The 11,713-nt window shown below is 66.5% G+C and carries 11 protein-coding genes; 6 read left to right on the top strand and 5 right to left on the bottom strand.

What is annotated here, in order from left to right; all coding sequences use genetic code 11:
* Positions 1–16: 16 nt before the first annotated feature.
* On the top strand, positions 17–484 hold the full coding sequence (locus tag DW2_RS11960) for an Lrp/AsnC family transcriptional regulator (protein WP_038146879.1): 468 nt from the start codon (positions 17–19) through the stop codon (positions 482–484).
* 118 nt (positions 485–602) lie between these two features.
* Here DW2_RS11960 and DW2_RS11955 read toward each other — a convergent pair whose 3' ends face one another.
* Entirely contained in the window at positions 603–2,123 is a 1,521-nt protein-coding gene (locus tag DW2_RS11955) for a bifunctional metallophosphatase/5'-nucleotidase (RefSeq protein WP_038146878.1), read from the bottom strand.
* Positions 2,124–2,320: 197 nt separating this feature from the next.
* On the opposite strand from DW2_RS11955, the gene DW2_RS11950 reads away from it, so the two are divergent.
* The 5 genes from DW2_RS11950 (at position 2,321) to DW2_RS11930 (ending at position 7,950) form a co-directional block, all read left to right on the top strand.
* Positions 2,321–3,151 (top strand): arsenate reductase/protein-tyrosine-phosphatase family protein, encoded by an 831-nt coding sequence (locus DW2_RS11950; protein ID WP_038146876.1) that lies wholly within the window; start codon positions 2,321–2,323, stop codon positions 3,149–3,151.
* Between the two features lie 11 nt (positions 3,152–3,162).
* Positions 3,163–4,161: an ArsJ-associated glyceraldehyde-3-phosphate dehydrogenase gene (locus DW2_RS11945; RefSeq protein ID WP_038147041.1), complete on the top strand. Its 999-nt coding sequence runs from the start codon at positions 3,163–3,165 to the stop codon at positions 4,159–4,161.
* A complete protein-coding gene (gene arsJ, locus DW2_RS11940; RefSeq protein ID WP_038146875.1) occupies positions 4,158–5,429 on the top strand; it encodes an organoarsenical effux MFS transporter ArsJ in 1,272 nt (423 codons plus the stop codon). The genes DW2_RS11945 and arsJ overlap by 4 nt, the downstream gene beginning before the upstream one ends.
* 83 nt (positions 5,430–5,512) lie before the next feature.
* Positions 5,513–7,180 (top strand): AMP-binding protein, encoded by a 1,668-nt coding sequence (locus DW2_RS11935; protein ID WP_038146874.1) that lies wholly within the window; start codon positions 5,513–5,515, stop codon positions 7,178–7,180.
* Complete coding sequence (locus DW2_RS11930) at positions 7,177–7,950, top strand: crotonase/enoyl-CoA hydratase family protein (protein ID WP_038146873.1); 774 nt, start codon at positions 7,177–7,179, stop codon at positions 7,948–7,950. The genes DW2_RS11935 and DW2_RS11930 overlap by 4 nt, the downstream gene beginning before the upstream one ends.
* 103 nt (positions 7,951–8,053) lie before the next feature.
* Here the strand turns inward: DW2_RS11930 and DW2_RS11925 are convergent, their stop codons facing one another.
* Genes DW2_RS11925 through DW2_RS11910 form a run of 4 tightly spaced genes read right to left on the bottom strand, consistent with a single transcriptional unit; the run spans position 8,054 to position 11,640 of the window.
* Positions 8,054–8,893 carry a dipeptide ABC transporter ATP-binding protein gene (locus tag DW2_RS11925; RefSeq protein WP_038146871.1) on the bottom strand — a complete coding sequence of 280 codons (840 nt, stop codon included), beginning with the start codon at positions 8,891–8,893 and terminating at the stop codon, positions 8,054–8,056.
* On the bottom strand, positions 8,890–9,723 hold the full coding sequence (locus tag DW2_RS11920; RefSeq protein ID WP_081874967.1) for an ABC transporter ATP-binding protein: 834 nt from the start codon (positions 9,721–9,723) through the stop codon (positions 8,890–8,892). The genes DW2_RS11925 and DW2_RS11920 overlap by 4 nt, the downstream gene beginning before the upstream one ends.
* Before the next feature lie 4 nt (positions 9,724–9,727).
* Entirely contained in the window at positions 9,728–10,627 is a 900-nt protein-coding gene (locus tag DW2_RS11915) for an ABC transporter permease subunit (RefSeq protein WP_038146869.1), read from the bottom strand.
* A gap of 5 nt (positions 10,628–10,632) precedes the next feature.
* A complete protein-coding gene (locus DW2_RS11910; protein ID WP_038146867.1) occupies positions 10,633–11,640 on the bottom strand; it encodes an ABC transporter permease subunit in 1,008 nt (335 codons plus the stop codon).
* Positions 11,641–11,713 lie beyond the last annotated feature (73 nt).

Raw genomic sequence — 11,713 nt, 5'->3', positions numbered from 1 at the left:
GGAGGCCGAAAAGATCATGAGCCCGAAACTCGACCCGATCGACAGGCGAATCCTCGACGAGCTCGTCGCCGATGCCCGCCTGCCCATCGCCGAGCTCGCGCGCCGCGTCGGGCTGTCGAAAACCCCCGTCGCCGCGCGGATCAGGCAGATGGAGGAGATCGGGCTGATCACCGGCTACCGGGCGATGATCTCGCCGATCAAGCTGGGCCTGACCCATGTCACCTATGTCGAGCTGCGCCTGAGCGACACCCGCGAGGCCGCGCTCAAGGCCTTCAACACCGCGGTGCGCGCGATCCCCGAGGTCGAGGAATGCTACATGATCGCGGGCGGCTTCGATTATCTGGTGAAGATCCGCGCCCGCGACATGGCAGATTATCGACGGATCATGGCCGAGGAGCTCTCCGCCCTGCCCCATGTCCACTCTTCGTCGAGCTATGTCGCGATGGAGGCGGTGGTCGAGCATAGCGTGCTGCCGATCGAGTGAACCCGGGGGTCCCGATCGTCTCCTCGGTCGGGTCGGCCAGACCGGGCCGCGCCGGGCCCTTCCCGAACGAAAAGGGCGGCGAGTTTCCCCGCCGCCCCTTCTCTTCCTTCAGGCGCGATCACTCGCCCTGTTTCTTGATCCGTCCGTCGAGCTTGGGCGCGACCGTGCCCTTCGCCTCGATGTAGTTGATCACGTCATTGGCCATCAGGTTGCCGTTGCCGGCATTGACCAGAACCTTGCCGCCGCCGAGCGCGGTATAGCCGTCGCCGCCCGAGAGCATGTAGTCATTGGTCGCGACCTTGTAGAGCTTGTCCTTGTCGAGGGGCTCACCGCCGACGGTGACGGAGACCACGCGCGAGCCGGCCGGGGCGGAGGCGTCATAGACGACATCCATGCCCGAGATCTGCGGGAAGCGGCCCGCCCCCTTCTCGACCTGGCTGAAGCCGTTCTCGAGCGCCGAGAGCAGCTGCGAACCCGGGATCTCGGTCACGACGGTCTTGTTGCCGAAGGGCAGTTCGGTCAGCACGTCCTTGCGGGTCAGCTTGGTGCCCGCGTCATAGGTGCGGTCGCCGCGGATGCCGCCGCCATTGATCAGCGTGACATCGGCCTTGGTCGCGTCGCGCAGGGCGTCGGCGATCAGGTCGCCCATCGGGCTCTCTTCCGAGCGCACCACGTTGCGGCGCGAGTCGAGCGCGGTCTCGGAGGTGCCGATCACCTGCCCGAGATTCTCATCGAGCTTCGTCTTCAACCCGTCCACGAGCTTCATCGAGTCCGGGTCGGGCGTGACATTGGCGGTGTCGATCCAGCGGAAATCGGGCGTCCAGCTGATCTTGCGCTTGCCGTCCTTCTCCGAGATGTCGACGGTCAGGTCGAGCGGCTGCAGGAAGCGCGCGTCGATCGAGGTCTCAACATAGGCGGTGATGCCGTCATAGAAGGTCGCGTTGAGGTGATCGTCGCCCGAGACGACGACGTCGAAATCATGGCTCGCGATCAGTTCGCGGTCGTTTTCCTGATCGGTCTGAACGACGCCGATCACCAGATCCGCCCCGTCCTCGCGCGCCTTCTTGGCCGCCGCGATCGCGGCATCGACGGTGGACTGGAATTTCAGATCGCCGGAATTCGCGACCTCGGGAGTTGTGTCCTGCGCGACCGGGATCAGCGCGACTTTCAGCCCGCCGATCTCCTTGGTCATCACGCCGCCCAGATCCGGAACGGGTGAGCCGTCGGCCTGCGTCACGTTGATCGCCGCCCAAGGGTAGTTCGAGGCCTTCATCTTCTGCTCGAAATTCTCCGGGCCGAAATCGAATTCGTGGTTGCCCGGCACCGCGAGGTCGAAGGGCACGAGATTGGTCAGGTCGATGGTGTTCTGACCCTTGTCGATCCCCGACATCAGCGAGGGCGAGAGCATGTCGCCATCGAAGAGATAGAGCGTGTTGGGATTGTTGGCGCGCTCCTGCTTGGCGACGGCGTTGAGCCGCGCGAAGCCGCCGCGATGGCCGTCCCCGTCGAAATTGTAGATGTCGCCGACGCCCAGAATGGTCAGCTTCACGGTCTCGGCCTGAACCGGCGCGCCGGCCAGAAGGGCCGACGCCGCGGCCCCGAGCATCACCGCAGCGAGGCGGCGCTTGATATCGGACATGTCTGTCTCCCCGTGGTTGTTCGTCAAATCCATGTTTGCTTTAGAAATTTTCCGCGGCCCCGAGAGAGGCGGCAGCGGACCACGCGGGCGATGATGCGCCAAGGCCGGAAAGCTGGCAAACCCCTTTCACGAGGCTTTCCGTAATGTCACCGAAGTTTCACTTGGCAGAACGCATCTATTTCGTTATTTCTCGAACTATGGAAGAAATGATCGTCACTCGCCTCGCGACCCTCGGCCATCCCCAGCGGCTGGCGATTTTCCGGCTGTTGATGCGCCGCTATCCCGACGCCTTGCCCGCGGGCGAGATCGGTGCGGTGCTCGATCTCAAGCCCTCGACGCTCTCGGCCTATCTGGGCGCGCTGGCGCAGGCGGGGCTCGTCAGCCAGAGCCGCGCGGGCACCTCGCTTCTCTACCGGATCGAGATCGAGAGCGTGCGCGCCACCTTCGACTACCTGCTGCTCGAGTGCTGCCGCGGGCGTCCGGAGATCTGCTCTTCCCCGACCCTGCCCTCATCGCGGACCCCCGAGCCCATGACCGGCCGCAAGTTCAATGTCCTCTTCATCTGCTCGGGCAACTCCGCCCGTTCGATCCTCGCCGAGACGATCCTGCGCGATCTCGCGGGCGAGAGGTTCACCGCCTATTCCGCGGGCACGAAGCCGTTCTCGGAACTCAATCCCTTCGCGCTCAAGGTGCTGCGCGACAAGGAACATGACATCGCGCCGCTGCGCGCCAAGCACGTGTCCGAATTCACCGGCCCCGAGGCGCCGCGGATGGATTTCGTCTTCACCGTCTGCAACCAGGCCGCGAACGAGGAATGCCCCGCCTGGGAAGGCCAGCCGATCAGCGGCCATTGGGGCATGCCCGACCCGGTGAAGGTCGAAGGCACCGAGGCCGAGAAGGCACTGGCGTTCCAGCAGACCTATGGCGCGCTGCGCCGGCGCATCGAGGCCTTCGCCGCCCTTCCCCTCGCCGCCCTCGACCGCATCGCCCTGCAATCCGCCGTCGACGATATCGGCCGCAGCCAATGAAAGAGACCAAGATGACCACCTATGCCCTGAACGGCCTCGGCCGGATCGGAAAGCTCGCTCTGAAACCTCTTCTGGAGCGCGGAGCGAAAATCGCCTGGATCAACGACGCGGTGGGCGACCCCGAGATGCATGCGCATCTGCTTCAGTTCGACACCGTCCACGGCCGCTGGGACGCGGAATTCGCGCATGACGCCGAGAGCGTCACGATCGACGGCACCCGCCTGCCCTTCATCGGCACGAAGAAGATCGAGGAACTGCCGCTCGAGGGCGTCGATGTGGTGATCGACTGCACCGGCGTCTTCAAATCCGAGGCCAAGCTCGCCCCCTATTTCGCGGCCGGCGTGAAGAAGGTCGTGGTCTCGGCCCCGGTGAAGGACGGACCGACGGCGAATATCGTCTATGGCGTCAATCACGACATCTACGACCCCGCGCAGCACCGGATCGTGACCGCGGCGAGCTGCACCACGAACTGCCTCGCCCCGGTGGTGAAGGTGATCCACGAATCCCTCGGGATCAAGCACGGCTCGATCACCACGATCCATGACGTGACCAACACCCAGACCATCGTGGACCGGCCCGCAAAGGATCTGCGCCGGGCGCGCTCGGCGCTCAACTCGCTGATCCCGACCACGACCGGCTCGGCCACCGCGATCACGCTGATCTATCCCGAGTTGAAGGGCCGGTTGAACGGCCATGCGGTGCGGGTCCCGCTCCTGAACGCCTCGCTGACCGATTGCGTCTTCGAGGTGGAGCGTGAAACGACGCCCGAAGAGGTGAACGCGCTCTTCGAGGCGGCGGCGGCCGGCCCGCTCAAGGGCATCCTCGGCTACGAGACCCGCCCGCTGGTCTCGGCCGATTACACCAACGATATCCGCTCCTCGATTGTGGACGCGCCCTCGACGATGGTGATCAACGGCACGCAGGTGAAGGTCTATGCCTGGTATGACAACGAGATGGGCTATGCGAACCGGCTGGTGGACGTGGCGCTGATGGTGGGGGCTTCGCTGTGACGCACCGACCCGAGGGGCTTTCCGCCTATATCGCGGTGACGGCGGCCTATTGGGCCTTCATGCTCACCGACGGTGCGCTCAGGATGCTGGTGCTGCTGCATTTCGACCGGCTGGGCTTCTCGCCGGTGCAGCTTGCCTATCTCTTCATCCTCTACGAGGTGGCGGGAATGGTGACCAACCTCTCGGCGGGCTGGATCGCGGCGCGGTTCGGGCTGACCTCGACGCTCTATGCCGGGCTCGGGGTGCAGGTGGTGGCGCTGCTCGCGCTCTCGCAGCTCGACCCGGCCTGGAGCCTGGGCTTCTCGGTGATCTACGTGATGGCGGTGCAAGGGGCGAGCGGGGTCGCGAAGGACCTCGCCAAGATGTCCTCGAAATCGGCGGTGAAGCTGCTCGCGCCCTCGGGCAATGGCGGGCTGTTCAAATGGGTCGCGGTGCTGACCGGCTCGAAGAACGCGGTGAAGGGCTTCGGCTTCCTGCTCGGCGCGGCGCTGCTGGCGAGCCTCGGCTTCGTGGGCGCGGTGATCGCGATGGCGACGGTGCTCGCGCTGATCCTTGCCGCGATCATCGTGGCGATGCCGCCGGGCCTGCCCAGGGGGCGCAAGGGCGCGAAATTCTCGGAAGTCTTCTCGAAATCGGCCAATGTGAACTGGCTCTCGGCGGCGCGGGTGTTCCTGTTCGGCGCGCGCGACGTCTGGTTCGTCGTCGGCATCCCGATCTATTTCTACGCGGTGCTCTCGGACGGCTCGCCCGAGGGCGACCGCGCGGCCTTCTTCCTCGTCGGCTCCTTCATGGCGCTCTGGATCATCCTCTACGGCGCGGTTCAGGCCGCGGCTCCGCGCATCCTCAAGGCGCAGACCCGCCCCGAAGCCGCGCTGATCGGCGCCGCGCGGCACTGGGCGCTCGCGCTTCTGGTGGTGCCGGCCCTGCTGACGCTGGCGACGCTGCTCGCCCCCGCCCCGACGCTTTGGCTCACGCTGACGCTGGTCGCGGGGCTCCTGATCTTCGGCGCGATCTTCGCGGTGAATTCCTCGCTCCATTCCTACCTGATCCTCGCCTTCACCCAGGCCGAGCGGGTGACGATGGATGTGGGCTTCTACTACATGGCCAATGCGGGCGGGCGTCTGCTCGGCACGCTGATGTCGGGCCTGAGCTACCAGATCGGCGGGCTTCCCCTGATGATGGGGGCCGCGACGGTGATGGTGGGGCTCAGCGCGCTCGCCTCGGGCCGGTTGAGTTCGGCCGATCCCTCCCTTTCCGCCTCCCGGTGAGTGGACATTCCCGCGCGGGCAGGGTTTTCTTGCGCGCGAGGAAGGGGCGACCCGCGTGTCGCCGGGAGAAAGGGAGGTGCCCCGTGCTGTCACGAGGCAAGGATTACGCCGCCACGCGCGCGGCGTTTCGCTGGGATATACCCGAGCACTACAATATCGGCGTCGGTACATGCGACAAATGGGCCGAGGCCGATCCCGACCGGATCGCGCTGATCGAGGTCGAGGAGGATGGCTACGGGCCCTTGCGCGAGACCTCCTTTGCCGAGCTGCACGCCGCCTCGAACCGCTTTGCCAATGTGCTCGCGGCGAAGGGCCTGGGCGGAAACGGACGTGATGCGGGCGACCGGGTGGCGATCTTGCTGCCGCAACGGCGCGAGACCGCGATCGCCCATATCGCGGCCTTCAAGGCAGGCTGCGTCTCGCTGCCGCTCTTCACGCTGTTCGGGCCCGAAGCGCTGTTGCACCGGCTGCGGGATTCGGGCGCGCGGGTGCTGGTGACAGATCCCGCGAGTTTCGAGCTGATCCGCGAGATCCGCGCCGAGCTGCCCGCGCTCGAGGCCGTCTTCGTCACCGATGGAGGGGCCGAGGGTGCGGAGGATTTCGACGCGGCGCTTGACGGCGCCTCGCCCGAGTTCACCCCGGTGAAGACCCGTGCCGAGACCCCCGGCGTGTTGATCTACACCTCCGGCACGACGGGCAATCCGAAAGGCGCGCTGCATGCCCATCGGGTGCTTCTGGGCCACCTGCCCGGCGTAGAGATGAGCCATGATTTCCTGCCCCAGGAGGGCGACCGGATCTGGACGCCCGCCGACTGGGCCTGGATCGGGGGGCTGCTCGACGTGTTGCTGCCCGCGCTCCATCACGGGGTGCCTGTCGTGGCCTGCCGTTTCCGCAAGTTCTCGGCCCGGGCCGCGGCGGACCTGATCCGCCGGCTGAGGGTGCGCAACGCCTTCCTGCCGCCGACCGCGCTGAAGATGATGAAGGCCGATCCCGACAGCGTGGCCTGGGATCTGCAGATGCGCTCGGTCGCCTCGGGGGGCGAGCCCCTGGGCGCGCAGCTTCTCGACTGGGGCCGCAAGGCGCTCGGGGTCACGATCAACGAATTCTACGGCCAGACCGAATGCAACATGGTGGTGTCTTCGGCCGCCTCGCTCGACGCGCCCGAGCCCGGCGCGATGGGCTGGCCGGTGCCGGGCCACGAGGTCGCAATCATCGACAGCGCGTCCGGCGAACGCCTGCCCGAGGGCGCGGAAGGCGCGATCGCGGTGCGCGCGCCCGACCCGGTGATGTTCCTGGGCTATTTCAACCAGCCCGAGGCGACAGAGGCCAAATTCGTGACCGGGTCCGAGGGACGCTGGCTGCTCACCGGCGACCGGGGCGTCGCGGGCCGCGAGGGACGGTTGCGTTTCAAGGGCCGCGACGACGACATCATCTCGACCGGCGGCTACCGCGTCGGACCTGCCGAGATCGAGGATTGCCTGATCGCCCATCCGGCGGTGCAGATGGCGGGCGTGGTCGGCCAACCCGATCCGTTGCGCGGCGAGATCGTCGCGGCCTTCATCACGCTCTGCCCCGGATACGGGGACAGCGAGAGCCTGCGCGAGGATCTCGCCCAGCATGTCCGTGCGCGGCTTGCGAAATACGAATATCCCCGCGCGATCTACGTGATCGACGATATGCCGGTGACCACCACCGGCAAGATCATCCGCAACGCGCTGCGCGCGCGCCTGCCGCAGGAGACCGTCCAATGACCGACAGCCCCGTCCTGTTCGAGACCCGCGACAAGATCGCGATCATCACCCTCAACCGCCCCGAGCGGCGCAACGCGATCAATGCCGAGGCCGGTCAGGCGCTGGCGGAGGCGGTGGCCCGGCTGGAAGCCGATGACGCATTGCAGATCGGCATCCTGCGCGGCGAAGGATCGGCCTTCTGCGCGGGCATGGATCTCGCGGCCTTCTCCGAGGGCAAGGTCGAGGAGCTTCTTTTCGCGAAGGGCGGCTTCGGCGGCATCACCGAGGCGCATCGCACCAAGCCGTTGATCGCGGCCTGCCACGGCGCGGCCCTCGCGGGCGGGTTCGAACTCGCGCTCGGATGCGATCTGATCGTGGCCGAGGACGGCTGCCGGTTCGGCCTGCCCGAAGTGCTGCGCGGCCTGGTCGCCGGCGCAGGCGGCGCGCTCCGGCTCGCCAGCCTGATCCCGCCCGCTCGGGCCCGCGAGATCCTGCTCACCGGGCGCCTGTTCGACACCGCGGAAGCTTGGGATCTGGGCCTGCTCGCACGGCGCGCCAACCCGGGTCAGGGCTTCGAGGCGGCGCTTGCATTGGCCGGGGAGATCGCGCGCAACGCCCCGCTTGCGCTGCGCGAGACGCTGCGCCTGTCGCGCGAGATCGAACGCGCGGGGCTCGATCCTCTCTGGTCGGAAAACGCGCGCACGCTCAAGGCGATCATGGAGAGCGACGATGCGGCGGAGGGCGCGAAGGCGTTTCTGGAGAAACGCGCGCCGCAATGGTCGGGAAAATAGGCTGAGGGGAGAGGGGATCGGGTGCGGTTCGAGGGCGAGCGCGCCCCGGGGCCCGTGTCCGATCGAGCAGCGCCCAGCCGGGGGCCGGGCGCTGCGCTGTCGCTTACGCTTTCTCGAACAGCGCCTTGCGGCGCTCGACGCGTTCGCGGATCTTCTCGACATCCGCGATCGGGGTCGCGGCCAGCAGCGTGCGCGTATATTCGTGCTGCGGATTGGCGAAGATCGCATCGCGCGAGGCGTGCTCGACCACCTCGCCCGCATTCATCACCATCACCTCGTCGGCGAAATAGCGCACCACCGAGAGGTCGTGGCTGACGAAGACATAGGTCAGGTCGAACTCGTCCTGCAGGTCCTTGAGCAGGTTGAGCACCTGCGCCTGAACCGACAGGTCGAGCGCCGAGACCGGCTCGTCGAGCACGAGGATCTTGGGGTTGAGCATCAGCGCGCGCGCGATCGCGATCCGCTGGCGCTGGCCGCCCGAGAACATATGCGGGTAGCGATTGTAGTGCTGACGCTCCAGCCCCACCTTCTGCAGCATCGCCTCGGCACGTTCGCGCCGCTCGGCCGCCGGGACATCGGTGTTGATGATCAGCGGCTCGGTCAGCACGTCGCCCACTTTCTGGCGCGGGTTAAGCGAGCTGTAGGGGTTCTGGAACACGATCTGCACCTTCGCGCGCAGTTCGGGCGTCACCTTCTGCTCGCGAATGTCGATCGGCTTGCCCTCGATCAGCAGCTCGCCCGTATTGGCCGGGTCGATCAGCGTCAGGATGCGCGCCAGCGTGGACTTGCCGCAGCCGGATTCGCCCACGATCGCCAAGGTCTTGCCCTGCTCGAGCGCGAAGGAGATCCCGTGCAGCGCCCGCACGGTCTTCGCACCGCGCAGGAAGCCGCCCGAGACGACATAGTCGCGCGTCAGGTTGCGCCCTTCCAGGATCACGCTCATTGCACACCCTCCCAGCCATCGGCGACGGTCAGCAGACGGTCCCCGGTCGCGTTTTCCGGCAACGCGGCGAGAAGCGCGCGCGTATAGGGATGTTGCGGGTTCTCGAAGAGGCTCAGCACGTCGGCCTCCTCCATCTTCCGGCCCTTGTACTGGACGCTCACACGGTCCGCGGTCTCGGCGACCACGCCCATGTCATGGGTGATCATGATGAGGCCCATGCCGTATTCCTCCTGCAACTTCATCAGCAGATCGAGGATCTGCTTCTGGATCGTCACGTCGAGCGCGGTCGTGGGTTCGTCCGCGATCAGCAGGCGCGGCTTGCACGCGATCGCCATCGCGATCATCACCCGCTGGCATTGCCCGCCCGAGAGCTGGTGCGGGTAGCTTTTCAGCCGCCGCGCCGGATCGGGGATGCCCACCGACTCGAACAGTTCGAGCGCGCGTTTGCGCGCGGCCTTGCCCTTGAGACCGAGATGGCGCTCGAGCACCTCCTCGATCTGGTAGCCGCAGGTGAAGGACGGGTTGAGCGAGGAGATCGGCTCCTGGAAGATCATCGAGATCTCGCGGCCGATGATCTGGCGACGCTCGCGGCCCGACATCTTCAGCATGTCGCGCCCGTCATAGGTCATCTCGTCGGCGGTGATGGTCGCGGTGGGCGGCAAGAGCCCCATCACCGCGAGCATCGAGACCGATTTGCCCGAGCCGGATTCGCCCACGATGGCGAGCACTTCGCGCTCTTCCACCTCGACATCGATCCCGTCCACCGCCCGGAACGGGCCCTGGGCGGTGTCGAATTCGACGGTCAGATTGCGGATTTTCAACAACGCCATGGTCTCAGCTCCGCTTCAGTTTCGGGTCGAGCGCGTCGCGCAGGCCATCGCCCATCAGGTTGATCGCCAGCACCGAGATCAGGATCGCGAGACCGGGGAAGGTCACGACCCACCACGCGCGCAGGATGAATTCGCGCGCCTCCGAGAGCATCGTGCCCCATTCCGGGGTCGGCGGCTGCGCGCCGAGCCCGAGGAAGCCGAGCGCGGCCGCGTCGAGGATCGCGTTCGAGAAGGACAGCGTCGCCTGCACGATGAGCGGCGCGAGGCAGTTCGGCAGCACGGTGCGGAACATCAGGCGCATGTTGCCCGCCCCCGCGACCCGCGCGGCCATCACGTAATCCTTGTTCTTCTCCGACAGCACCGCCGCGCGCGTCAGGCGTGCGAAATGCGGCTGCATCACCAGCGCGATCGCGATCATCGCATTGGTCAGCCCCGGACCGAGGATCGCCACGAAGACGAGCGCCAGCAGGAGCGACGGGAAGGCGAGGATCACGTCCATCACCCGCATGATGATGGTGTCGACCCAGCCGCCGAACCAGCCCGCGAGCAGGCCGAGGATCACGCCGACGGAGAGCGAGAGCACCACCACCACGACGCCGATGAAGAGCGAATAGCGCGCGCCATAGAGCAGCCGCGAGAGCAGGTCGCGCCCGACCGCGTCGGTGCCGAGCCAGAAATGGCCATGCGCGCTGTCGGTCATCGGCGCCGCCAGCAGCGCGTCGCGATATTGGGCGTCGGGATCGAAGGGCGACAGGACGGGCGCGAGGACCGCCGCGATCACCACGAGCACGAAGACCGCGAGCCCGATCACCGCGCCACGGTTTTCCTTGAAATAGAACCAGAACTCCGCGAATTGCTCGCGCCGCGTTCCGGAGGGGATGTTGGTTTCGGTCACTTCGGACATGTCACTCACCTATGCCGGATACGCGGATTGATGAGACCGTAGAGCAGATCCACGATCAGGTTCACGACCATCACGATCACGGCGATCAGCAACAGACCGCCCTGCACCGCCGGATAGTCGCGGCGCGAGATGGAATCGACCATCCACTTGCCGATGCCCGGCCAGGAGAAGATCGTCTCGGTCAGGATCGCGCCGGCCATCAGCATGCCGACCTGCAGGCCGATCGTGGTGATGACGGGGATCATCGCGTTGCGCAGCGCATGGATGCCGATCACGCGGCGCGGCGGCATCCCCTTGGCGCGCGCGGTGCGCACGTAATCCTCGCCCAGCACTTCGAGCATCGCCGAGCGGGTCTGGCGCGCAATCACCGCGAGCGGGATGGTCGCCAGCACGATCGAGGGCAGGATCAGGTGGCTCAGCGCCGAGGAGAGCGCGCCCTTCTGCCCCGAGGCGATCGCGTCCCAGATCATGAAGCCGGTGCCGTTCGGGAAATAGTACATCAGCGAGATGCGCCCCGAGACCGGCGTCCAGTGCAGCACGCCTGAGAACAGGATGATGAGCAAAAGCCCCCACCAGAAGATCGGCATCGAGTAACCCACCAGCGCCGAGCCCATGGTGACCTGGTCGAACCAGGAGCCGCGCTTGATCGCGGCGAGCACGCCGACCGGCACGCCGATCGCGACCGCGAGGATCATCGCGCAGAGCCCGAGCTCGAGCGTGGCCGGGAAGAGGGTGAAGAATTCGTGGATGATCGGCTTGTGCGTCACCAGGCTCTCGCCCAGATCGCCGTGCAGCACACGCCAGAGGAACTCGCCATATTGCACCCAGATCGGGCGGTCGAAGCCGAGTTGATGCGTCAGCTCGGCGTGGCGTTCAGGGGACAGGCCCCGCTCGCCCGCCATCAGCAGCACGGGATCGCCGGGAAGCACCCGCACGAAACCGAACGCGACGATGGTGATCCCGATCAGCGTGGGGATCAGCCAGAGGATCTTGCCTATGAAAAATCGGATCATGTCAGCCCGCTTATGTCAGCGGGGCGCCCGGTCGCCCGGACGCCCCTTTTCGGTTGCAGGGGGGAGTTACAGG

The sequence above is a fragment of the Thioclava atlantica genome, from assembly GCF_000737065.1.
Lineage (GTDB): Bacteria > Pseudomonadota > Alphaproteobacteria > Rhodobacterales > Rhodobacteraceae > Thioclava > Thioclava atlantica.
The sequence above is the reverse complement of the archived record's forward strand: the minus strand, read 5'-3'. Positions and strand labels throughout refer to the sequence as shown.